General features: G+C 65.7%; 15 protein-coding genes, 1 pseudogene and 1 riboswitch. Of the genes and pseudogenes, 4 read left to right on the top strand and 12 right to left on the bottom strand.

Going from position 1 to position 23,566, the window contains the following annotated elements:
• Positions 1-199 precede the first annotated feature (199 nt).
• Positions 200-300, bottom strand: a riboswitch (TPP riboswitch).
• 211 nt (positions 301-511) lie between these two features.
• Positions 512-2,272: an ABC transporter ATP-binding protein/permease gene (locus D7S86_RS25620; RefSeq protein ID WP_121090768.1), complete on the top strand. Its 1,761-nt coding sequence runs from the start codon at positions 512-514 to the stop codon at positions 2,270-2,272.
• 253 nt (positions 2,273-2,525) lie between these two features.
• Here the strand turns inward: D7S86_RS25620 and D7S86_RS25615 are convergent, their stop codons facing one another.
• From D7S86_RS25615 to D7S86_RS25605, 3 genes are all read right to left on the bottom strand, one after another.
• Complete coding sequence (locus D7S86_RS25615) at positions 2,526-3,992, bottom strand: glutamate synthase subunit beta (protein WP_121090767.1); 1,467 nt, start codon at positions 3,990-3,992, stop codon at positions 2,526-2,528.
• A 108-nt stretch (positions 3,993-4,100) separates the two neighbouring features.
• A complete protein-coding gene (locus D7S86_RS25610; RefSeq protein WP_121090766.1) occupies positions 4,101-8,807 on the bottom strand; it encodes a glutamate synthase-related protein in 4,707 nt (1,568 codons plus the stop codon).
• Between the two features lie 599 nt (positions 8,808-9,406).
• The gene (locus tag D7S86_RS25605) at positions 9,407-10,153 is read right to left on the bottom strand and encodes a transposase (RefSeq protein WP_121090765.1); all 747 of its coding nucleotides are present in this window, start codon (positions 10,151-10,153) and stop codon (positions 9,407-9,409) included.
• A gap of 187 nt (positions 10,154-10,340) precedes the next feature.
• On the opposite strand from D7S86_RS25605, the gene D7S86_RS25600 reads away from it, so the two are divergent.
• Positions 10,341-11,072 (top strand): OmpW/AlkL family protein, encoded by a 732-nt coding sequence (locus D7S86_RS25600; RefSeq protein WP_121090764.1) that lies wholly within the window; start codon positions 10,341-10,343, stop codon positions 11,070-11,072.
• Between the two features lie 248 nt (positions 11,073-11,320).
• Positions 11,321-11,704: an ElaB/YgaM/YqjD family protein gene (locus D7S86_RS25595; protein ID WP_121090763.1), complete on the top strand. Its 384-nt coding sequence runs from the start codon at positions 11,321-11,323 to the stop codon at positions 11,702-11,704.
• A 258-nt stretch (positions 11,705-11,962) separates the two neighbouring features.
• Here D7S86_RS25595 and ugpQ read toward each other — a convergent pair whose 3' ends face one another.
• The 9 genes and pseudogenes from ugpQ to D7S86_RS25555 all read right to left on the bottom strand — a co-directional run bounded on the left by ugpQ (position 11,963) and on the right by D7S86_RS25555 (position 20,604).
• Positions 11,963-12,718, bottom strand: a complete 756-nt coding sequence (ugpQ, locus tag D7S86_RS25590; RefSeq protein WP_121090762.1) for a glycerophosphodiester phosphodiesterase — start codon at positions 12,716-12,718, stop codon at positions 11,963-11,965.
• Positions 12,719-12,941: 223 nt separating this feature from the next.
• Positions 12,942-14,123, bottom strand: a complete 1,182-nt coding sequence (locus tag D7S86_RS25585; protein ID WP_166444165.1) for a deoxyguanosinetriphosphate triphosphohydrolase — start codon at positions 14,121-14,123, stop codon at positions 12,942-12,944.
• 63 nt (positions 14,124-14,186) lie between these two features.
• The gene (gene aroB, locus D7S86_RS25580; RefSeq protein WP_121090760.1) at positions 14,187-15,263 is read right to left on the bottom strand and encodes a 3-dehydroquinate synthase; all 1,077 of its coding nucleotides are present in this window, start codon (positions 15,261-15,263) and stop codon (positions 14,187-14,189) included.
• An 83-nt stretch (positions 15,264-15,346) separates the two neighbouring features.
• Positions 15,347-15,859, bottom strand: a complete 513-nt coding sequence (locus D7S86_RS25575) for a shikimate kinase (RefSeq protein ID WP_121090866.1) — start codon at positions 15,857-15,859, stop codon at positions 15,347-15,349.
• A 66-nt stretch (positions 15,860-15,925) separates the two neighbouring features.
• Positions 15,926-17,008 (bottom strand): annotated as a pseudogene (locus D7S86_RS30715) (type IV pilus secretin PilQ); the annotation flags it as partial.
• Positions 16,975-17,661, bottom strand: a complete 687-nt coding sequence (locus D7S86_RS30710; protein ID WP_158602089.1) for a type IV pilus secretin PilQ — start codon at positions 17,659-17,661, stop codon at positions 16,975-16,977. The gene D7S86_RS30710 and the pseudogene D7S86_RS30715, both read right to left, overlap by 34 nt.
• Positions 17,662-17,768: 107 nt before the next feature.
• Complete coding sequence (locus D7S86_RS25565; RefSeq protein ID WP_147432477.1) at positions 17,769-18,650, bottom strand: hypothetical protein; 882 nt, start codon at positions 18,648-18,650, stop codon at positions 17,769-17,771.
• A gap of 329 nt (positions 18,651-18,979) precedes the next feature.
• Positions 18,980-19,543 carry a hypothetical protein gene (locus D7S86_RS25560; protein ID WP_147432476.1) on the bottom strand — a complete coding sequence of 188 codons (564 nt, stop codon included), beginning with the start codon at positions 19,541-19,543 and terminating at the stop codon, positions 18,980-18,982.
• A 65-nt stretch (positions 19,544-19,608) separates the two neighbouring features.
• Positions 19,609-20,604, bottom strand: a complete 996-nt coding sequence (locus D7S86_RS25555) for a type IV pilus biogenesis protein PilM (RefSeq protein WP_147432475.1) — start codon at positions 20,602-20,604, stop codon at positions 19,609-19,611.
• Positions 20,605-21,029: 425 nt separating this feature from the next.
• On the opposite strand from D7S86_RS25555, the gene D7S86_RS25550 reads away from it, so the two are divergent.
• On the top strand, positions 21,030-23,540 hold the full coding sequence (locus D7S86_RS25550) for a penicillin-binding protein 1A (RefSeq protein WP_121090755.1): 2,511 nt from the start codon (positions 21,030-21,032) through the stop codon (positions 23,538-23,540).
• The last annotated feature ends 26 nt before the right edge of the window (positions 23,541-23,566 follow it).

Raw genomic sequence — 23,566 nt, 5'->3', positions numbered from 1 at the left:
CGCGGAATCGCCGGCCGCCTGTGCAGCGGCCCGCACGCGGCCTTCGGAGCGGCGGACCGCCGGTCCTCGCGCCGCGATGCGGCGTATTCGGCAACCCGGCTGTGCGGATGCCGGTCGGCACGCGCTGCACGACGCGATCGGTCTCGCGCGGCACGGCATCCGAGGGGATCGATCGCGTGCGCCGACGTCGAAAACGCGCTGGGCGGTGTCGAAAACTTCCCGCGCCGGTATTATCCGGATCGGGTCCGAAGGGTGTTTTCTCAGCCTTGCACGACTCGCAAAGCACCCCTGTTTCGTCCCGGGCATTAAATCACACATGGCCTGACACCCGCAAACGCGCAGCCCTCCGGCACAGACGCGTCCACCCGCCGTCATTTCTCGTAAGCATGCGTGCTACGCCCGCAAAGCCCGCCCGCAGTGGCTCTGGCACAATGCTCCGTACATTTTAAGTCTCAATAAAGTTCGGCATCGCAGACTCGCTGCACCCGAACCGCTCCCCGAGAAGATACGCATGAACGACACCGCCGCCCCGCTTCATACCTCGGCCCGTTCGGCCGACGCGTCGCGCGTCACCGCGTGGAGCCTTATCAAGCCGTACTGGGTCTCGGAGGAACGATGGAGCGCGATCGGGCTGTTGCTGCTCGTGATCGCGCTGAACATGGCGATCGTCTATATCAACGTGCGGCTCAACGCGTGGAATCGCGAGTTCTACGACGCGCTCGCGGCGAAGAACTGGAACGTGTTCATCCACTCGATGCTCGAGTTCTCGTACCTCGCGTTCGCGTACATCTTCATCGTGACGACGCGCATCTGGTTCCGTCAGCTCCTCGAGATTCGCTGGCGCACATGGCTCACGACGCGCTTCGTCGAACGGTGGCTGTCGGACCACGCGTTCTATCGGATCGAGCGCGACCGCCTCGCCGACAACCCTGACCAACGGATCTCGGACGACCTCGAATCGCTCGCGAGCACGACGCTTGCGCTCTCGCTCGATCTGCTGTCGACGGTCGTCACGCTGTTTTCGTTCGTCTTCATTCTCTGGCATATTGCGGGCGCGCTGACCTTCACGGTCTCGGGCACCGTCGTCACGATCCCCGGCTATATGGTCTGGGCCGCCGCGCTCTATGCGCTCGCGGGGTCGTTCGTGATCCAGCGCTTCGGCAAGCCGCTCGTGGCGATCAACTATCAGAAGCAGCGCGTCGAGGCGAATTTCCGTTTCTTCCTCGTGCGCGTGCGCGAGAACGCCGAACAGATCGCGCTCTATGGCGGCGCCGACGCCGAACGCAAGCAGGCGCGCACGATCTTCCAGACGATTTACGACAACTGGCGCGGCATCATGACCTACACGAAGCGGCTCACGATCGTGAACGCCGTCTACGGTCAGCTCGCGAACATCTTCCCGTTCTTCGTCGCGGCGCCGCGCTATTTCTCGGGCGCCTATCCGATCGGCACGCTGTTCCAGATCTCCGATGCGTTCGGCACGGTCAGCGAGTCGTTTTCATGGTTCATCAACAGTTTCTCGACCCTCGCGGGCTGGCGCGCGACGGTCAACCGGCTGCGTGAGTTCGTGCGCTCGATCGACGAGCAACACACGCGCGAAGCCCTGTCTCCGGCCACCGAGCACGGCGGCATCAATCGCCATCTGACCGATACGCAATCGTTGCGCACCGACCGCCTCGTGCTCGCGCTGCCCGACGGCACCGTGTTGGCTCGCGTGGGCGAGATCGGCATCGATCCGGGCGCGCGCGTGCTCGTGCGCGGCGCATCGGGGTCCGGCAAGAGCACGCTGCTGCGCGCGCTCGCGGGTCTCTGGCCGTTCGGCGACGGATCAATCGACATCCCCGTCTCGGCCAAGCTGCTGTTCGTGCCGCAGGTCAGCTATATCCCGATCGGCCCGCTGCACGCCGCGCTCGCCTATCCGTCGCAGGCGACGGCGTTCACCGACGATGCGTGCCGCGCGGCGCTGCGCATGGTCAAGCTCGACGACTACGTCGACCGTCTCGACGAAGACGCGCATTGGACACGCCGTCTGTCGCCCGGCGAACAGCAACGGCTCGCGTTCGCGCGCGTGCTGCTGCAGAAGCCCGACTTCGTGTTCCTCGACGAAGCGACGAGCGCGCTCGACGCGCCGACCGAGCGTCACGTCTACGAAGCCCTGCTGCGCGAATTGCCGGGCACCGCGATCGTCAGCGTCGCGCATCGCGACTCGCTCGATGTCTACCATCGCGACACGATTCTGATCACGCGCGAACAGGTCGCGGCGGCGGCGTAAGTCGCTACGGCATCCCAAAGCCGAACGCCTCGGGACGGCCCCGACCGGCACCCCGGAAAGCGCGGACGAACCGAGCCGATCGCGAAAGGATCGGCCGTGTCGCCGACGATCGCTACCGTCGGCGTCAGGCAAAAAAAGACCCCGATGCGCCGGCATGAGCCGGACCCATCGGGGTCTTCGTCAGGTCTTCGGGGTCTCGCGACATCGCACACGGCGGACGCTCACACGCCGCCGCGCGCGTACCGCGGACCGATCAGCGCGGGAGTTCCGAGCTGCCCATCAGGTACGTATCGACCGCGCGCGCGGCCTGGCGGCCTTCGCGGATCGCCCAGACGACGAGCGACTGGCCACGGCGCACATCGCCCGCCGCGAACACCTTGTCGACGTTCGTGTAGTACGCGCGATCGCCTTCGGTCGCCGCACGCGCATTGCCGCGCGCATCCTTGTCGACGCCGAACGCCTCGAGCACGGTCGCGACCGGCGACACGAAACCCATCGCGAGCAGCACGAGATCGGCCTTCATTTCGAACTCGGAGTCCGGCACTTCCTGCATCTTGCCGTCCTTCCATTCGACACGCGCCGCGATCAGCTTCTCGACCTTGCCGTTGCTGCCTTCGAGACGCTTCGTCGCGACCGCCCAGTCGCGCGAGCAGCCTTCCTCGTGCGACGACGACGTGCGCAGCTTGATCGGCCAGTACGGCCAGACCATCGTCTTGTTCTCTTGCTCGGGCGGTTGCGGCAGCAATTCGAATTGCGTGACGCTCGCCGCGCCGTGACGGTTCGACGTGCCGACGCAGTCCGAACCCGTATCGCCGCCGCCGATCACGATCACGTGCTTGCCCGTCGCCTTGAGCTGATGCTCGACGACGTCGCCCGCATTGACCTTGTTTTGTTGCGGCAGGAACTCCATCGCGAAGTACGTGCCTTGCAGCTCGCGGCCCGGCACGGGCAGATCGCGCGGCATTTCGGCGCCGCCGGCGATCACGACCGCATCGAAGTCGGCCTTCAGTTGCTTCGGCGAAATCGTTTCGCGCGAACCGTTCTGGATATGTACGGGGAAGCCTTCGCCGCCGACATACACGCCCGTGCGAAACGTCACGCCTTCGGCTTCCATCTGCTCGATGCGGCGGTCGATCAGGCCCTTCTCCATCTTGAAGTCGGGAATGCCGTAGCGAAGCAGGCCGCCGGCGCGATCGTTCTTTTCGAACACGGTCACGGCGTGACCCGCACGCGCGAGCTGCTGCGCGGCCGCGAGGCCCGCGGGGCCCGATCCGACGACCGCGACCTTCTTGCCGGTCTTGTGCTTGGCCGGTTGCGGCTCGACCCAGCCCTCTTCCCACGCCTTGTCGATGATCGCGTGCTCGATCGACTTGATGCCGACCGCGTCGTCATTGATGTTCAGCGTGCAGGCCGCTTCGCACGGCGCCGGGCAGATCCGGCCCGTGAACTCGGGGAAGTTGTTCGTCGAGTGCAGCACCTGAATCGCCGACTTCCAGTCCTGCCGATAGACGAGGTCGTTGAAGTCGGGAATCACGTTGTTGACCGGGCAGCCGTTATTGCAGAACGGAATGCCGCAGTCCATGCAACGTGCGCCCTGGATCTTCGCGTCCTCGTCGGACAGTGCGAAGACGAATTCCTTGTAGTGCTTGACGCGCGCGGTCGACGGTTCGTACGTCTCGTTGCGGCGCTCAAATTCGAGAAAACCGGTTGCCTTACCCATTCGATTCTCTATCCGTATTGGTGAGGATCCGGCGGTCGGCGCGCGCGGCGCATCGTGCGATGCGCGCGGCGTCCGCCGCCTGCCTTGTCAGTATCGATGCGCCGCGGATCAGGCCGCGAGCGCCTGCTTGCTGGCCTTCGCGCCAAGTTCGCCGAGCGCGCGCTTGTAGTCGACCGGGAACACCTTCACGAATGCCGCACGCGAGGTGTCCCAGTTTTCAAGCAGCGATTTCGCGCGCGTCGAGCCCGTGAACTGGAAGTGCCGTTCGATCAGGTCGCGCAGTTGTGCTTCGTCGCCGAGGCCACGGTGCCACAACGCGCGATCGAGCGTACGTTCCTGTTCGACCGCCGGCAGCACCGGATCGAGCGCGACCATCGACGTATTGCACTTCGCGCGGAACGTGCCTTCGGGATCGTAGACGTACGCGACGCCGCCCGACATGCCGGCCGCGAAGTTACGGCCCGTCTCGCCGAGCACGACGACCGTGCCGCCGGTCATGTACTCGCAGCCATGGTCGCCCGTGCCTTCGACGACGGTCGTCGCGCCCGAGTTACGGACCGCGAAACGCTCGCCTGCGACACCGCGGAAGAACGCTTCACCCTCGACCGCGCCGTAGAGCACCGTGTTGCCGCAGATGATGTTGTCTTCGGCCTTGCCGCGGAAGTCGTTCGTCGGACGGATGATGATGCGCCCGCCCGACAGGCCCTTGCCGACATAGTCGTTGCCGTCGCCGACGAGGTCGAGCGTCACGCCGCGCGCGAGGAACGCGCCGAAGCTCTGGCCCGCCGTGCCCTTGAACTGGACATGGATCGTGTCGTCCGGCAGACCGTCATGGCCGTAGCGGCGCGCGACTTCGCCCGAGAGCATCGCGCCGACGGTACGGTTCACGTTACGCACCGGCTGGATGAACGAGACGTGCTCGCCGTTCTCGAGCGCCGCGCGGGCCTTCTCGATCAGCGTGTGATCGAGCGCGCGCACGAGGCCGTGATCCTGCGTGTCGACGTGAATGCGCGGCACGTCGGCCGGCGCGTCGGCCTGGTAGAAGATCCGCGAGAAGTCGAGACCGCGCGCCTTCCAGTGCTCGATGCCCTTCTTCGTGTCGAGCAGTTCGGCGCGGCCGATGAGTTCGTCGAACGTGCGCACGCCGAGCTGCGCCATGATCTCGCGCACTTCTTCGGCGACGAAGAAGAAGTAGTTGACGACGTGTTCGGGCTGGCCACCGAACTTGCGGCGCAGCACCGGATCCTGCGTCGCGACGCCGACCGGGCACGTGTTCAGATGGCACTTGCGCATCATGATGCAGCCTTCGACGACGAGCGGCGCCGTCGCGAAGCCGAATTCGTCGGCGCCGAGCAGCGCGCCGATGACGACGTCGCGGCCCGTCTTCATCTGACCGTCGGCCTGCAGGCGGATACGGCCGCGCAGGCGGTTGAGCACGAGCGTCTGCTGGGTTTCGGCCAGGCCGAGTTCCCACGGCGAGCCTGCGTGCTTCATCGACGACAGCGGCGACGCACCCGTGCCGCCGTCATGACCGGCGATCACGACGTGATCGGCCTTGGCCTTCGCGACACCCGCGGCCACCGTGCCGACACCGACTTCGGACACGAGCTTGACCGAGATGTCGGCCTTCGCGTTGACGTTCTTCAGATCGTGGATCAGCTGCGCGAGATCTTCGATCGAGTAGATGTCGTGGTGCGGCGGCGGCGAAATCAGACCGACGCCCGGCACCGAGTAGCGAAGCTTGCCGATGTAGTCGGACACCTTGTGACCCGGCAACTGGCCGCCTTCGCCGGGCTTCGCGCCCTGCGCCATCTTGATCTGGATCTGGTCGGCCGACGTCAGGTACTCGGCGGTCACGCCGAAGCGGCCCGATGCGACCTGCTTGATCTTCGAACGCAGCGAGTCGCCGTCTTCGAGCACGGTGTCGCGCACGACGGCTTCGCTGCCGAGCAGGCCCGCGACGGTCTCGCCCTTCGTGATCGGAATGCCGCGCAGCTCGTTGCGATACCGGCGCGCGTCTTCGCCGCCTTCACCCGTGTTCGACTTGCCGCCGATGCGGTTCATCGCGATCGCGAGCGTCGTGTGCGCTTCCGAGCTGATCGAGCCCATCGACATCGCACCCGTCGCGAAACGCGTGACGATGCTCTTCGCCGACTCGACTTCGTCGAGCGGAATCGCCTTCGCCGGATCGACCTTGAATTCGAACAGACCGCGCAGCGTCATATGGCGCTTGCTTTGGTCGTTGATGATGTTCGCGTATTCCTTGTACGTCTGGTACGAATTCGAGCGCGTCGAATGCTGAAGCTTCGCGATCGCGTCCGGCGTCCACATATGCTGTTCGCCGCGGATCCGGAATGCGTATTCGCCGCCCGCGTCGAGCATGTTCTCGAGCACGGGGTTGTCGCCGTACGCTTCACGATGCAGACGCACGGCTTCCTCGGCGACTTCGAACAGGCCGATACCGCCGACGTTCGACGCCGTGCCAGGGAAGTACTGCGAGACGAGCTGCTTGTTCAGGCCGATCGCTTCGAAGATCTGCGCGCCCGTGTACGACATGTACGTCGAGATGCCCATCTTCGACATGACCTTATGCAGGCCCTTGCCGATCGCCTTGACGAAGTTCTTGACGGCCTTCGCGGGCGTCATCTCGGCGCCGAGCGACGACGCCATCGACTGCAGCGTTTCCATCGCGAGGTACGGGTGGACGGCTTCGGCGCCATAGCCCGCGAGCAGCGCGAAGTGATGCACTTCGCGCGCCGAACCCGTCTCGACGACGAGACCCGTGCTCGTACGCAGACCTTGCGAGACGAGGTGGTTGTGGATCGCCGAGGTCGCGAGCAGCGCGGGGATCGCGACGTTGTCGCGGTCCGCCTTGCGGTCCGACACGATCAGGATGTTGAAGCCCGACTTGACCGCGTCGACGGCTTCCGCGCACAGCGAAGCGATGCGCGCCTCGACCCCTTCCTTGCCCCAGGCGACCGGATAGCAAATGTTGAGGTCGTACGAACGGAACTTGCCGCCCGTGAACTGATCGATGTCGCGGATCTTCGCGATGTCTTCGAAGTCGAGCACGGGCTGCGACACTTCGAGACGCATCGGCGGGTTCACGTGGTGCGTGTCGAGCAGGTTCGGCTTCGGACCGACGAACGAAACGAGCGACATCACCATGTTCTCGCGGATCGGATCGATCGGCGGGTTCGTGACCTGCGCGAACAACTGCTTGAAGTAGTTGTAGAGCGTCTTGTTCTTGTCCGACATCACCGCGAGCGGCGAGTCGTTGCCCATCGAGCCGACGGCTTCCTCACCCGACTGCGCCATCGGCTGAAGCAGGAACTTGACGTCTTCCTGCGTGTAGCCGAACGCTTGCTGGAGGTCGAGCAGCGACGCGCTGTCGCGGACCTGCGAATCGGTCGACGCGGCGTCGATTTCGTCGAGCTTGATGCGCACGGCGTCGATCCAGCTCTTGTACGGCTTCGCGTTCGCGAGGTTGTCCTTGAGCTCCTTGTCGTCGACGATGCGACCGTGTTCCATGTCGATCAGGAACATCTTGCCCGGCTGCAGACGCCACTTCTTGATGATCTTCGATTCGGGCACCGGCAGCACGCCGGCTTCCGACGCCATGATCACGAAATCGTCGTCGGTGATGCAGTAGCGCGCGGGACGCAGACCGTTACGGTCGAGCGTCGCGCCGATCTGACGGCCGTCGGTGAACGCGATCGCGGCGGGGCCGTCCCACGGCTCCATCATCGCGGCGTGATATTCGTAGAACGCGCGGCGGTTGTCGTCCATCAGCGTGTGCTGTTCCCAGGCTTCGGGAATCATCATCATCATCGCGTGGACGAGCGGATAGCCGGCCATCAGCAGCAGTTCGAGACAGTTGTCGAACGACGCCGTGTCCGATTGGCCCGGATAGATCAGCGGCCAGAGCTTCTGGAGATCGTCGCCGAGCACCGCGCTCGAAATCGCGCCGGTGCGTGCCGACAGCCAGTTCACATTGCCCTTGACCGTGTTGATTTCGCCGTTGTGCGCGACGAGACGGTACGGGTGCGCGAGTTCCCATGCGGGGAACGTGTTCGTCGAGAAACGCTGGTGCACGAGCGCGAGCGCCGAGACCGCGCGTTCGTCCTGCAGGTCGCGGTAGTAGACGCCGACCTGATGCGCGAGCAGCAGACCCTTGTAGACGATCGTGCGCGCCGACATCGACGGCACGAAATACTCCTTGCTGTGCGCGAGCTTGAGCGCCTGAATGCGGTGGCTCGCGGTCTTGCGGATCACGTAGAGCTTACGTTCGAGCGCGTCGGTGACCATGATGTCGCGACCGCGGCCGATGAAGATCTGGCGGATCACGGGCTCGCTCGCCTTGACGGTCGGCGAGATCGGCATCGCGTGGTCGACCGGCACGTCGCGCCAGCCGAGCACGACCTGGCCTTCGGCCTTGACCGTGCGTTCGAGTTCCTGTTCGCAAGCGAGCCGCGACGCGTGTTCCTTCGGCAGGAAGATCATGCCGACGCCGTATTCGCCGGCCGGCGGCAACACGATGCCCTGACGCGCCATTTCCTCGCGATAGAACGTGTCGGGAATCTGGATCAGGATCCCCGCGCCGTCGCCCATCAACGGATCGGCGCCGACGGCGCCCCGGTGGTCGAGGTTTTCGAGGATCTTGAGACCTTGCTCGATGATGCCGTGGCTCTTCTTGCCCTTGATATGGGCGACGAAGCCGACGCCGCAGGCGTCATGCTCGTTGGCCGGGTCGTAGAGACCTTGCGCGGCGGGCACGCCGGTCGGCGCGCCGAGGGTCGTTTGCGGGTCTTTCATCTTGACACCCTGGTTGGAGGCTGTGGGGACAGCCGGTGGAACCGGAAACGTATTGGGAGGCCCACGGACGGGGCTACCGGACTGCGCCTGCTAGATGCCGCGACTCGAACCCGACGATGTCGGCTTGACGCCACGGATAGACCATCACGAGGAAAACCTGCCGGAATACGGAATATACGCGACGAATCAGAGAATTACCAAATAAAAATGGGCGATTTGGCCCCATATATTGCAGCCGCACCAAAAACGTGGGAATTAATTGGGGTCACATTTGAAATTCACCAAAAAAGACCCGCAAACACGGCGGGTCTTCGGTTTCGCGCATCACTTCGAGGCAGTCTTCGCGGCGTCCGTGCACAGCCATCGAGCGAGCCGGACGTCGCGTCGCGATCCATTATTGCGAGACGCCGTTGCAATTTTGCGACGAAATTCAGCGAATGCTGAATTTGAGGTATGGTACCGGCCCGTCGGGTCCGTGGCGCCAGGGTTCGCACCGCTGCCATCCGTGCGGCCAGAGGCCGTGCCGATACGGATCCGCGCCGCAAGGGCGCGATCCGCTCGGGACTCATTCAATCGAGGTTCAATCGATGCGGACAGACTTAACCGACGCGGCGTTGCGGGTCGTCTTCCGAGCCCGGTTCGACCGCGGGTTCGTCGGCCCGCGCCTTGCGCGGGCGGCCGCGCGGCAACGGGGACACGCGGCGGTTCGCCTGACGCGCGCACCAGTCGAGCCACGCCTCGGAGCCGATGACCCAGCCCTTGAGCGTCGCCTGCTCGAGCAGGTCGACGTCACGCTCGTCAAGCGGCTGTTCGATCATTTCCTTGTAGCGGCGCTGGCGCTCGAACGGCGTGTTGCCGAGCGACCAGTACTGGGCATGATCGGTGATCAGCGCATCAAGCACGACGCCCGTATGGTGGGCGAAGCTCGTCCATTTGTAGTCGACGGGATCGGCGACGATTTGTGCGCGGACCGGACGCAATTCGACGAAGCGGCTGCACAGCAGGAAATAGCGCTCGCTTTCGAGCACGGTGGCGCGATAGCGGCCCTCCCAGAGCGTGCCGCGTCGGCCGTAGCGACGATTGAAGTGCGCGACGTAGCGTCGCCCGACGGCCTGCATCGCCTTGGGCAGACTCGTCTCCTCGCGGGGCGTCACGAGCAGATGAACCGCCGATGGCATCAGCGAATACGCATGCACGGCGAGCGAGTGATCGCGCGACGCCGCCTTCAGGCAGTCGAGAAACAACGCATAGTCTTCCGCGTCGACGAACGCGGACTGGTTGTTGAGGCCGCGCAAAATCACGTGCTGCGGCTCGTCCGGTACATAAAGTCGGGCTAGGCGGGCCATGCTCAGGTTCCGTGTGATCGCGATTGGAGTATACCCGCGCGTGCAAAGTTCAACCGGGCGGGAAATCGCCCCGCGGCGCGCGCAAGCGAGAAACAGCGCGGCTTTTAGGTTAAAGGCTCTATCGGCGAGCCTTCATCGTTTCAAACGTTATCGTCATAATCGATTCCGCTTTCATAAGGAGGAGACAATGAACTACAAGATCATCGCTGCGGGGGCGATGGCGTTGGCCTGCGCGGGCGCCGCGCACGCGCAGTCGGCTGGCAGCTTCATTCTGAGCACCGGGTGGTTCCACCTCTCGCCGCAAGACCAAAGCAGTCCGTTCACGCTCGTTTCGCGCGGCGGCACGACATTCAACGACCCGATCGCGAATACGGGCGCGGCGGTCAGCGATGCGGACACGATCGGCTTCACGGGCACGTATTTCGTCACCGACAACATCGCGGTCGAAGGCGTGATGGGCGTGCCGCCGAAGTTCTATCTGAGCGGCGAAGGCCAGCTCGCGGCGTTCGGCGAACTCGGCCAGGTCCGGCAATGGAGCCCGACGCTGCTGCTCAAATATTATTTCGGCCAGGCCACGCAGCGTCTGCGGCCGTATCTGGGCATCGGCGTCTCGCGCGTGTGGTTCTCGGACGCGCAGATCACGAATCAGTCGTTCATCAGCAACGTCGCGATCCTCAACGGTCCGACGACCGTCAGCGTCGAAAACAAGTGGGCGGCGGTGTTCAACGGCGGTTTCACGTTCCAGATCACGGACCACTGGTACGCGGGCTGGTCGCTGTCGTATATGCCGCTGAAGACGACCGCGACGCTCTACACGCCGCAATCGCAGTCGCTCGTCGGCAAGCTGAACAGTGTCTCGAAGGCCGACATCAAGCTGAACCCGATCATTTCGTACATCAACGTCGGTTACAAGTTCTGATCGGCGCGCGCGCCGCGTCACGCACGCGGGGCGTATCGAACAAGCACAACAACCCAGCAGGGATTGATCGCCCGCACACCTCGTGTGCGGGCGTTTTCTTTGGCGTGCGCCCTGCCTCGCGCACGGGATGGCGCTCGGCGCTCGGCGCTCGGCGCAAGCGCCTGCGTCAGGGCAGGCACCCGGCTTGCTGGTCGAGGACGGCATCGCGCACTTCGCGCGGTGTTTTCGTTCATCGATAGGAGAACTCCATGACCGCGTTTGTCCACACCCGGGATGCCGTCGACGATTCGATGCATGCCACGCGCCGGCACATGAAGCGCATCGCGCGTCGCGGCAAGCACGCCGCGAATGATATCGGCGACGAATTGCGCACGCTGATCGACGAACTTCAGGCCTGCCTCGCCGACGGCACGCACGCCGATATCGCGACGTTGCGCGGTCAGATTCGCGAGCGCGTCAACACCGCACGCGAGAAGCTCGACGCGACGCGCGACATCGCACGCGAGCGTGCGCGCGCCGCATTCAATCAAACCGATGAATTCGTTCACGAGAAGCCGTGGCAGACGATCGCGGCGTTCGCCGGTGTCGCGCTCTTGGTGGGCGCGGTGCTCGGGCGAAAGACGACGCACTGAGATCACGACGCGCTGAGCTGGCAGGGGTGCTGCGGCAAGTGCTGAGGTGCGCGCGTGTTTGTCGCGCGTCGTCACCGCGAGATCCGCGCATCGCTCCCGTCGATGCGGCCCGAGCCCATCGCAGGACGCGCGGCCGCGCGACACCTTGCGTCGGCGCTCGCCTTCAAATCAACGGCGTCAGCGCATCGATCCCATCGATGCGGTCCGGGCCCATCGCAGGTCGCGTGGCCGCACGACACCTCGCGTCCGCGCTCGCCCTCAAACCGACAGCGTCAGCGCGTTGATCCGATCGATGCGGTCCGTGCAGATCGCATCGACGCCCCAGGCGACAAGCGTGCGTGCGCGTTCGAGATCGTTGACCGTGTAGACGAGCGTCCGATAGCCCGCCTCGCGCAACGCGGCGACGCGCGCCGCGTCGAGATCCGTGTGATCCAGATGAACCGACACGCATCGCAAGCGCCACACGCACTGCGCCCAGTCGTCGGGAAGCGCGCCGAACAACATGCCGCGCGGGAGTTCGGGCGCGGCATCGCGCGCGGCGGCGAGCGCCGTTTCCGAAAACGACGAGAGCAACGGCTGGACCGGCGCGTCGGCCCAGTAGGCCTGCACGGCACGCGCGACACGCGTGCCGGTCTCCGCGTCGCGGCCCGGACACGGCTTGATCTCGACATTCGCCTGAAGACCCAGCGCAATGCATCGTCGCGCGACGGATTCGAGGGTCGGCATGCGTTCGCCCGCATACGACGCGTCGAACCACCGCCCCGCATCGAGTTTCGACAGCGCCGCGTACGACAAACGCGCCGCCGGCCCGTGTCCGTCGCTCGTCCGATCGACATCGTCGTCGTGCAGCAGAAACGGCACGTCGTCGCTCGACAACTTCGCATCGAACTCGACCATCGCGACCTGATGACGCACGGCTTGATCGAGCCCCGCGAGCGTATTCTCGGGCGCGAGCACACCGCCGCACCGATGGGCGACGACATGCGGATACGACCACGCGATCGGCTCACTCATGTGGACTCGCTCATGTGGACTCGCTCATGCGGACTCGCTCTTGTGGACTCACTGATGTGAACTCCCTCATGCCGGCTTCCTCATGTAGACGCCCTCACGTCGGATCGCCTTTGTCCGGTCACCCATGTCAGGCCGCCCGTGCCGGGTCGCTCGCATTGAATCGTTCCCCTCGGCGCGCTCGTATTGGACCGTTCACGGCCGGATCCCCCGGGGATCGGCTCGCTCACGTTTCGTCGACCACGAACAAGCGCCGGTATTCCTTCATCGCGTAGCGGTCCGTCATGCCCGCGATATAGTGCGCGATCCGCCTCGGTTGCTGCGCGGGATCCTCGGCCTGATAAGGCGACGGCAACAGCCGCTTGTCGGCGGCGAACGCGTTGAACAGGCTCTCGATGATGCGGCCGGCCTTGCTCGCCATCCGCATCACGCGGTAATGACGATAGAGATTTCTGAACAGGAAGCGCTTGAGTTCAAGCGCCTGCGCCGCGATCTCGGGACCATGTTTGACAAGCAACGGCGCATTGCGCACGTCGTCGATGCTCACGGGCCCACATGCGTCGATACGGGCCGCGGTCGCGTCGATCAGATCGACGACGAGCGCGTTGATCATGCGCCGGATCGTTTCATGGATCATCCGGCGCCCCGTGATCTGCGGAAAAGCCGCAAGCGTGGCGCGATGATGGACGCGCCAGATCTCGAGTTCGTCGAGTTGGTCGAGTTCGAGCAGACCGGAACGCAAGCCGTCGTCGAGATCGTGGTTGTTGTAGGCGACCTCGTCGGCGAGATTCGCGATCTGCGCTTCGAGCGAAGGCTGTCGTCCGTGCAGGAACCGTTCGCCGAGTTCGCCAAGCCGCGCCGCGTTCTCGCGCGAGCAATGCTTGAGAATGCCCTCGCGCGTTTCGAAGCACAGATTCAGGCCGTCGAACGCGCCGTAGTGCTCCTCGAGTTCGTCGACGACCGCGAGGCTCTGCAGATTGTGTTCGAACCCGCCATGCTCGCGCATGCACGCATTCAACGCATCCTGTCCCGCATGGCCGAACGGCGTATGGCCGAGATCGTGCGCGAGCGAGATCGCTTCGACGAGATCTTCGTTGAGACACAGATTGCGCGCGACCGACCGTGCGATTTGCGCGACTTCGAGGCTGTGCGTGAGCCGTGTGCGGAACAGGTCGCCCTCGTGATTGACGAAGACCTGGGTCTTGTATTCGAGGCGGCGGAATGCGGTCGAATGAATGATCCGATCGCGGTCGCGCTGAAACTCGGTGCGCGCGGCCGGCTTCGGCTCGGGGAATCGGCGACCACGCGACGTCGCCGAGCGCGCCGCGTAGGGCGCGAGGTGCGCCTCCCAGTCGAGGGAGGGATCGCGCCGCGTCTGCGGCTCCGCGGAACTATCGACTACCGCCACTACCGCCCCCTTGTGTCGAGTGTCCGATGACGCGTTTGCATCGCCCACGCGCCGCGGACGGACCTAGATCGAAGCGGCGAGCGTCGCGCGCAGCTCCGCTTCGGGCACCCCGGTGATCACCGCTTCGCCGATCTTCTTGAGCAGGATGAATTTGATCTCGCCGCCCTCGGCTTTCTTGTCGACGCGCATGAGATCGATATAACGCTCCTCGCCGAGCGCGGGCGCGCGCACCGGCAGCTTCGCGCCGCGCGTGACGTTGACGATCCGCTCGCGCGACGCCTCGCTCAGCAGGCCGAGCCGCGCCGAGAGATCCGCGGCCATGACCATGCCGCAGCCGACGGCTTCGCCGTGCAGCCATTCGCCGTAACCGAGACCCGCTTCGATCGCGTGGCCGAACGTATGGCCGAAATTGAGAATCGCGCGGATGCCGCCCTCACGTTCGTCTTCGCCGACCACCTTGGCCTTGACCTCGCACGAGCGCCGAACCGCGACCGCGAGCGCAGCCTGATCGTAATTCGACAAGGCTTCGATATTCGACTCGACCCAGCTGAAGAACGCATGGTCGGCGATCGCCGCGGTCTTGATGACTTCCGCGATCCCGGCCGCCAGCTCGCGCGGCGGCAGCGAGCGCAGAACCGCCGAATCGGCGATCACCGCCTGCGGCTGATAGAACGCGCCGATCATGTTCTTGCCGAGCGGATGATTGATCCCCGTTTTTCCGCCCACGGACGAATCGACCTGCGCGAGCAGCGTCGTCGGGACCTGGATAAACGGAATGCCGCGCATATACGACGCTGCGGCAAAGCCCGTCATATCGCCGATGACGCCGCCGCCGAGCGCGATCAGCGTGGTTTTGCGATCGGCGCGTTCGGCGAGCAGCCGATCGAAGATCCGGTTCAGCGTTTCCCAGTTCTTGTGCGCTTCGCCATCGGGCAGCACGATCCGGATGATCGTTTTCCCGAGCGGCGCCAGCGTCGCTTCGAGTCGAGCGGCATAAAGCGGCTCGACGGTCTCGTTCGTGACGATGGCGACCGTCTTGCCGCGCACGTGCGGCTCGAACAGATCGGTGCGATCGATGAGGGCGGGGCCGATATGGATCGGGTAGGCGCGCTGGCCGAGGTCGACGGTAACGGTAATCATGGCGACATTATGACGCACTCGGCGCGCACTCCAGATGACAGCGCGCAGCCGCGACGCCGCGGCGTGCGCGGCGCTCGAATCGCTCAGGTCAACGCGGCCGGCGGAATCGTCATTCCCGCGACTTCGAGTTGCATGAGCACCATGTTGACGAGGGCGTTGACCGACGGCCGGCCCGTCTCGATCGTGTAATGCGCGCACTCGCGGTAAAGCGGGTCGCGAACCGTATAAAGCGATTCGAGACGCGCGCGCGGGTCATCGGTCTGAAGCAGCGGACGGTTCTTGTCGCGCCGCGTACGAAGCCAGAGGTCGTGCGGATGCGCGCGCAGGTAGATCACGAGCCCCCGCTGGTTCAGCCACGAGCGATTATGCGGCGCGAGCACGGCGCCGCCGCCCGTTGCGAGAACGATCCCGTCACGTTGCGTCAATTCATCGAGCACGAGCGATTCGCGCGCACGAAAGCCCGCTTCGCCTTCGCGTTCGAAAATAAACGGGATCTTGACGCCCGTACGCGCCTCGATTTCATGATCGGAGTCGTAGAACGGCCGATCGAGCCGTTTCGCGACCGCGCGCCCCACTGTCGTTTTCCCCGCACCCATCAGCCCGATGAAGAACACATTGGCGCGGGCCTTGGGGTCTTCCAAGATATGCCTCGCAAATTACATTCAAGTCGGCGGAATTAAAGAGGAATCTGCCGGTTTTGTCGAGCCCGCGGCATCCTGGAGGCGCGTGGGCGAGCCGGTCACCGGATGCGCCTGCGGCCCGTCCGGCGGGCCTGCGACGACATTCGGGGTAATAAAAACGATCAATTCACTTTTCGTCCGGCTCGTCGCATGTCGGCGAAATAACGCGCCGATGACGGGAAGCGTGCCCAAACCCGGGATGCCGACGGTGTCGTCGCGCTCATCCTGGATATAGATGCCGCCGATCGCCACCGTGCCGCCATTTTCGACCTGCACCTGGGTGCGCACGTGTTTCGTGTTGATCGCGGGGCCCGACAGGGTTTGCGCGCCCACGGTGTCCTTCGTGATATCGAGGTCGAGCATGACGTGTCCGATCGGGGTGATCTGCGGTGTGACCTCGAGCTTGAGCCCGGCGCGCCGAAACTGGACGCCCGACACCTTTTCGCCGTTGACGGCCTGATAGGGAAGCTCGGTACCCTGCTCGATGACCGCCTTGATGCGATCGGACGTCACGATGCGCGGGCTCGACACGATGCGTCCGCGCCCGTCGGCCTCGAGCGCGCTGAGTTCGAGCGCCAGAATGCGCTGCGCGCCGACCGACAGCAGCGCGAGGCCCGCGCCCGCCGCACCGAAGCCCGCAAGCGCGCCGGCCGGCAGGCTGTACAAGGTGCCGACGGCGCCGACGATCGCCTCGGGCACATCCGAGCCCCCACCCGCTTCACGGCCGTCCGCCCCGGCGGCGCCGGAACTCGGTGATGAGCTCGAACGACGTCCGCGCGCGGCGTGGAACGATCCCGGCTCAAGCGATTGCGGCCCTGAGGCGAACACCGTCGCCGGTTCGCCATTGGCTGCGGCATGGGCGGCGGCGCCGATCGTCGTGCCGGCGCCCAGCAGCGACAGGCGCGCGCCGAGCTGGTGCCCGAAGCCGTCTTCGGCCTCGACGATGCGCGCTTCGATCAGCACTTGGCGCGTCGGGCGGTCGGCGCGTTCGATGACCTCGCGAATTCTCGCGAGACTGGAGACCGTATCGTTCACGAAAAGCTGGTTCGTCCGCGCGTCGGCGCTTGCCGCGCCGCGCCGCGCCGCGAGAGCAGGCGTGCGTTGCCCGCCCCCGCGATCAATTGGCGGGCCGCGTCGGCGCCGAGGTAGTGCAGTTCGTAGGCGTCGGTGCCGAGCGCTTCGGCGAGCGCCAGATGCATCTCGGAATCGGCGGATCGGCGTTCGCGGCTCGCGATCTGGTCGGCCGGGAGCAACCAGAGAATCGGACCATGTCGCCGCGCGACGAGTCCGTGCGCGTCGAGCAGCGCCTCGAAGGCGTGACGCCATCCGACGTGCTGCAGATGAAGGGTCACCGTGCCGCGCACGGTGTCGGCCAACACGATGTTGACGCCGGCAAAATCGGCGAAGACCTTGATGACCTGAGCGAGCGGCGCCGCGTCGAAATCGAGGCTCAGGATGCCCGGGTCGGGCAGCGCGGCGTCGACCTCGACCTTCGTGCCGCGCGTCTCGGCGGCGTACGTGTCCGGCGTCCGCGTGGCGGGCAGTGGCGGCCGGACGGCGACCGGGCCCGGCATCGCGAAGGGCGTGGGCGGGGCGGCGATCGAATCGCTCGGCGCCGCGGCCGCCGCGATCGGCGGTGACGCGAAGGCCACCCCATACGCGGCCAAAAGATGCGCGAGGATCGCGACCATCGGCGCGTGCCGCCCTCCCGAGGCCATCCATCGCCTCGTGCGCGCGGACATCGCGAACGCGACGCGCCTGGCTGCGCGCGCACGGCTCGCGAGATCCGCCGCATACCGAGCGCTAGGCCCCGAATGCACGCTCATCATGCCCCCTGCGCGTCGCCGCGCGACGCTACGTCGGCGGGGTTCAAAGCACAACGCGCATCATCGTCCGAACCGCACGGCGGCGAAGGAGCGGGGGATGGCGACGACGGCGCCGGCGCAGCCGGCATCGAAACGGGCCCCTGAAGCCATTCCGAAGCAGAAGCCGAATCCCAATTCGTGACCGAAGCGAGCGGCGACGTCGGAGCCGGAGCTTGCCCCGAAGCTGGGTTCAGCGCCGAAGACGGACTCGATGCCCAATCGGACGTCGACGCCAAAGCCGTATCCATGGCATCCGCCACCGGAATGCGCGCGTCTTCGCCGCTCAGCACGAGCGAGACCGATCGCGTGGCGCCGCGGATCCGCCCGGCCACGCGGACATCCGCAAATCGGCTTCGGTCAAACGGATCATCGATCCAAAACGCCGCACGCCTGTCGTCGGCGACGGCGCTGTCCATCGCAACATGTGAGGCCGCCGTTCGCGCACGCGCGACATCGGGATCGACCACGCCAAATTCCGCGGAAATCGTGACCGCCGCGTCGTCTCTCGCTGCGCGTCTCGCCCGCGCATGCGGATCGGCTTCATCGAGCACACGTTCGGGACGAAGCGCATGGATCGTCGCATCCGGCACGCTCGACACGTGCCGTTCGCCGGCTGCACGCCGCACGCGCACGATCTCCAGACGCTCAAGCGCGAAAGGGACGCCGCTCCGATTCACGTCCGCGATCCACGCGCGCGCCGCGGCGAACCCGCCGTGCGCCGCGATGGATAACGTGCGATGCGAACCGGTCGCCGGACGCTCGATCCGATCGACGATCAAGCCTGCGCGTTCCGCCTGTGCGGCGAGCACGCCGGTGTCGTCGCCGTGCCGATCCGAATCCATACCTGGAGCGCTCGTATGCAAGTCGACATGCGCGCCAGATGCGCGCGGCGTCACACGCCGCCGCGACGCCTCACGATCGGCCCCGCGACCCGCCGCCGCCGACTCCGTCGATATGTCGCTCGCATCGGTACGCATCGAAGCAGTCGAAGCTCCCGACACGTCGATCTCGCCGAATGTTCGGGGGAACAGCAGACCGTACCCGATCCAGAACGCGATTCCGAATGCGCATGCGCCGACCACGAATCGCCTGCGCCAACCCCACCAATGAATCGGCTCACGAAGCGACGTCCGCGCGTGTCGCCATCGTTCGATCGCGCGCGTCGGGACGTTCACGTGTGCGCTCCCGACCCATCGGACTCGCTCGATGCCCGTTCGCCCGACACGGCGTCCAGCGATCGCACGTCGTCGGCGCGACGATTCGCATGCGCGCGAAAGCGCACGCGTTCGGCATCGCGTTCCGCCGTACCGATAAGGGTCGAGGCGAACCGCTCGTCTCGATCCAGTGCCGCCATCCATTGCGCGAGATCCCGCGTACTGCGGGCCGTGCCCCGCACGTCGAATCCTTCGGCGTCGAACGTCACGGCGTCCAGTGCGATCGGCGGATGGACCGTGGCGAGCCGTGCGAGCGATTCGAGGCGCACAACGATCGGATCAGGCGGTGCCGGCTCATCGAGCCTCGCGTTGTCCTCGATGTCCGAGCTCGCCTGCGCGCGCGGATTCACCGAAGCATCGCCGCGGCTCGCGATCTCGACGCGCGCAGCGTCCCCGCGACCACGACGCCGATCATGCTCGCTTTCGCTCACGGCCTGAACGTCGCTCGCACGCGCAGCCTGCTGCGCGATCCACGCACCCAGCACGCCGAGCGCACCCGCGAGCATCCATTCGCATACCATCGCACGTCGACGGCGCTCGACGCGCCGCATTCGGCATGGCATCAGATTGATATCGGTCGACGCCGTCATTGGATCCCTCGCAGCGCGAGTCCGAATGCGACCGCGTATCCATTCGCGCGAAGCGCGGGCGTCTGAGGCTCGAGGCCAGCGCAGCACTGCCCGAGACTGAAGCGGTCGGTCTCGCAACCGATCTCGCTCGCCACGCCGGATGTCGCGAACCGGCTCCGCGCGCACGCCGCGTCGTCGAGCGCCACGACGATCACGCCCGGCTTGCGCTCGCGCGCCCAGCACGCGAGCCGCTGCAAATGCGCGTCCGTCTCGCCGTCGAGCGCCATCTCGACAGCCTGGTCATGCACGCACCAGATGCGCACGTGCGCCGCGCCGCCCCAGATCACGGCATAGGTCGTCTCGGCCGCACTGCGCCGCTGGACCCAGAACCGGCATGCGCGCAGCGCCGCTTCGGCATTGCCGTCGACGATCGCGACACGCAGTCCGGAAAGCGCGGCCGCTTCGACGCGCGATTCGACATGCTGACGCGTCGTCGCGATGATCGTCGCGTGTTCGCTGCCGTCGGTCGCGACGCAGCGAAACCAGTCGACGCAGAGCGCGTCGCGATCGAGCGACATCACGCATTCCGCTTCGCGCAACACGCGCTCCTCGAACCAGTCGAGACCCAGTTCACGCCCGCATCGCACCTGCCTGCCGCCGCAGACGTCATCGATCCACGGGTGTCGCGTCAAATCCGATAGCGCAACCGAACGAATCAACACCGCGCACGGCGGCAAGCCGAGCGTCAGATGCGCGTTCGACCACCGCGTGAGCTGATCGGCGCCGCCGAACGCGTCGACGATCGCACGCGCGACCGCGCGCGGTTCGAGGATATCGGTGCCCGACATCGCACCGTCGGGGATCGACACATGACTTGCGCGCACGACCCGCAGCCACGGCGATGCGTGATCGTCGGAGCGTCCGTGCCCGAGTACGACCGCGCGGATCGATCCCGCGTCGATCTCGATCCCCGCCGCATAGTTGAGCGGCGGCCCATTGAACCCGATGCGCATGCCTTTCTCCCGGTGAATGGCGCCGCTCGAGCCGAGCGGCGCAACGGCACGCGATTTGCGTGGCGATCCGTTGCGAACCATTGTGTCGATCGAGGCCCGTCGCGAACATTCAGCCGTTCGGCCAACAGATGGGCACGCGTCGAACCGACGACGCGCCGATGTGCTCAAAGCATGAGCTTGAGCGACACTTGCACGGACATGGACGTGCGACATGCGCCGCAAAAAAGAGAAACGAAAACCGAGAAAGGATGTTGTAAGGTCACCCCTCTAATTGCCGGGTTTCGCGCCTCCCGTTCTCCATGGACCCTCACGACTCGCCCGATCCCGCCTCCCCGCGTGATCCAGATCGCCCCCACGGCGCCGAACATCGGCCGGGGACGCCTGACGAACACGCGAGCGTGCGCCGGGAGGCGAATCGGGCGCCGATGTCCGTGGAATCCGCGTCGGAACACGACGCCCCGCCGAGCGCGTCGGGCGCCGCCCCGCCCTCCCCCAAGAAGCCGCGCAAACGTTCGTGGCCCGCGCGGATCCTGATTGCCCTCGCTGCGCTGCTCGTCGGGCTCGTGGCCGTCCCCGTCCTCGCCGGCGTGTTCGCGTTGATCGTCATGGCGCCGAATCTGCCCTCGCTCGACGCGATCACGGCCTACCACCCGAAGGAGCCGCTGCGCATCTTTACGGCCGACCACGTGCAGATCGGCGAATTCGGCGAAGAGCGCCGGCGCTTCATGCCGCTCAAGCAAATTCCCGACAACGTCAAACACGCGGTGCTCGCGATCGAAGACGCGCGCTATTACGAGCACGGCGGCGTCGACATCCAGGGCGTATTGCGCGCGGGCATGGCGAACTTCACGAAGGGCGAGAGCGCCCAGGGCGCGAGCACGATCACGATGCAGGTCGCGCGTAACTTCTTCCTGTCGAGCGAAAAAACCTATACGCGCAAGATCTACGAGATGCTGCTCGCGTACAAGATCGAGGCCGCCCTGTCGAAAGATCAGATCCTCGAGTTGTATATGAACCAGATCTATCTCGGGCAGCGAGCATACGGATTCGCCGCCGCCTCGCGCGTCTACTTCGGCAAGGACCTGCGCGACGTGTCGCTCGCGCAGGCCGCGATGCTCGCGGGGCTGCCCAAGGCGCCGTCCGCCTACAACCCGATCGTGAATCCCGAGCGCGCGAAAATCCGGCAGGCGTACATCCTCAAACGCATGCTCGATCTCGGGTTCATCACGCAGGCGCAATACGACGACGCGGTGCGCGAACCCATTCGCACGCGCGCTCAGCAGAACACGCAATACACGGTGCACGCCGAATACGTCGCCGAAATGGTGCGCCAGTTGATGGTCGCGCAGTATCACGAGGATGCGTACACGCTGGGCCTCGACGTCACGACGACGATCGACTCGGCGGATCAGCAAACGGCCTACGAGGCGATTCGGCGCGGCGTCATGGCCTACGAAAGCCGGCACGGATACCGCGGGCCGGAAGCCTATATCAAACTGCCCGAGGTCGCGGGCGACGACACGGCCGAGCGCGATCAGGCGATCGACGACGCACTCGACGCGCATCCGGACAACGGCGAGCTTGTCGCGGGCGTCGTGCTTGCGGCGTCGCCGAAAGCCCTGCAGGTCGCGCTCGGCGACGGCGTGATCGTCACGGTCAACGGCGACGGCTTGCGGCCCGCGCTCGGCATGCTCGGCGCAAAAGCCGGGGCGACGCCGAAGATGCGCCCGGGTGCGGTGATCCGCATCATGCAGAAGCCCGACGCGAGCTGGGCGATCACGCAGTTGCCGCAGGTCGAGGCGGCGTTGATCTCCGTCACGCCGCAAGACGGCGCGATTCGCGCGCTCGTCGGCGGGTTCGATTTCCGCAAGAACAAGTTCAACCACGTGACGCAAGCGTGGCGCCAGCCGGGCTCGAGCTTCAAGCCGTTCATCTATTCGGCCGCGCTCGACAAGGGCATCGGCCCCGCGACGATCGTCAACGACGCGCCGCTCTACTTCCCGCCCAACGGCCCCGGGCAGGAGCCCTGGGCGCCGAAGAACTACGCGGGCGGCTACGACGGCCCGATCTCGATGCGCACCGCGCTCCAAAAATCGAAGAACATGGTGTCGATCCGGATCCTCCAGTACATCGGACCGAAGTACGCGCAGAACTACATCACGCGCTTCGGCTTCGATGCGGACCGCCATCCGGCCTATCTTCCGATGGCGCTCGGCGCGGGCCTCGTCACACCGTTGCAGATGGCCAGCGCCTACTCGGTGTTCGCGAACGGCGGTTATCGCGTGAATCCGTATCTGATCGCCGAAGTGAGCGACCAGCAGGGACGCATGATCGCGTCGGCCAAACCGCTCGTCGCAGGCAGCAACGCGCCGCGCGCGATCGATCCGCGCAACGAGTACGTGATGACGAGTCTGCTCAAGTCCGTCGCTCAGCACGGCACGGGCGCGGGCAGCAACGTCCTCGGCCGCACGGATCTCGCGGGCAAGACCGGTACGACGAACGATTCGCGAGACGCATGGTTCGCGGGCTTTCAGCACACGATCGCGACGATCGCCTGGATCGGGTACGACCAGCCGCGCAGTCTCGGCGACAAGGAAACGGGCGGCGGCCTCGCGCTGCCGATCTGGATCGACTACATGCGGCACGCGCTCAAGGACGTCCCGCCGTATCAGTGGCCGATGCCGGCCGGTGTCGAGACGATCGGCAACGAGCTTTACTACGATGCGATGACGCCGGGGAACGGCTTTGTCGCGAGTCTCGGCGTCGACGAGGCGACGCTCGCCGACATGGCGAACGGCACGAGCGGAGCCAGCGCAACGCTGACGGCCGGCGAAGCCGCGCCGCCCGCCGCTTACCCGTCGGCGCCACCGCCGACGCCCGAATCGGTCACCCCGACCGAGAAGCAGGACATCATGAACTTGTTCCGCCGGCACTGATCGCGCGCCGAGTGCACGGCGCGTGC

This window comes from Pararobbsia silviterrae, assembly GCF_003628125.1.
GTDB lineage: Bacteria > Pseudomonadota > Gammaproteobacteria > Burkholderiales > Burkholderiaceae > Pararobbsia > Pararobbsia silviterrae.
Note: the sequence above shows the minus strand (reverse complement) of the source record. Positions and strands in the feature narration are given on the sequence as shown.

Coding starts and splice junctions, on each gene's coding strand:
- D7S86_RS25620 (WP_121090768.1), top strand. CDS start 512: ATGAACGACACCGCCGCCCCGCTTCATACCTCGGCCCGTTCGGCCGAC.
- D7S86_RS25615 (WP_121090767.1), bottom strand. CDS start 3,992: ATGGGTAAGGCAACCGGTTTTCTCGAATTTGAGCGCCGCAACGAGACG.
- D7S86_RS25610 (WP_121090766.1), bottom strand. CDS start 8,807: ATGAAAGACCCGCAAACGACCCTCGGCGCGCCGACCGGCGTGCCCGCC.
- D7S86_RS25605 (WP_121090765.1), bottom strand. CDS start 10,153: ATGGCCCGCCTAGCCCGACTTTATGTACCGGACGAGCCGCAGCACGTG.
- D7S86_RS25600 (WP_121090764.1), top strand. CDS start 10,341: ATGAACTACAAGATCATCGCTGCGGGGGCGATGGCGTTGGCCTGCGCG.
- D7S86_RS25595 (WP_121090763.1), top strand. CDS start 11,321: ATGACCGCGTTTGTCCACACCCGGGATGCCGTCGACGATTCGATGCAT.
- ugpQ (WP_121090762.1), bottom strand. CDS start 12,718: ATGAGTGAGCCGATCGCGTGGTCGTATCCGCATGTCGTCGCCCATCGG.
- aroB (WP_121090760.1), bottom strand. CDS start 15,263: ATGATTACCGTTACCGTCGACCTCGGCCAGCGCGCCTACCCGATCCAT.
- D7S86_RS25575 (WP_121090866.1), bottom strand. CDS start 15,859: ATGGGTGCGGGGAAAACGACAGTGGGGCGCGCGGTCGCGAAACGGCTC.
- D7S86_RS30710 (WP_158602089.1), bottom strand. CDS start 17,661: ATGGCCTCGGGAGGGCGGCACGCGCCGATGGTCGCGATCCTCGCGCAT.
- D7S86_RS25565 (WP_147432477.1), bottom strand. CDS start 18,650: ATGGATTCGGATCGGCACGGCGACGACACCGGCGTGCTCGCCGCACAG.
- D7S86_RS25560 (WP_147432476.1), bottom strand. CDS start 19,543: ATGGTATGCGAATGGATGCTCGCGGGTGCGCTCGGCGTGCTGGGTGCG.
- D7S86_RS25555 (WP_147432475.1), bottom strand. CDS start 20,604: ATGCGCATCGGGTTCAATGGGCCGCCGCTCAACTATGCGGCGGGGATC.
- D7S86_RS25550 (WP_121090755.1), top strand. CDS start 21,030: ATGTCCGTGGAATCCGCGTCGGAACACGACGCCCCGCCGAGCGCGTCG.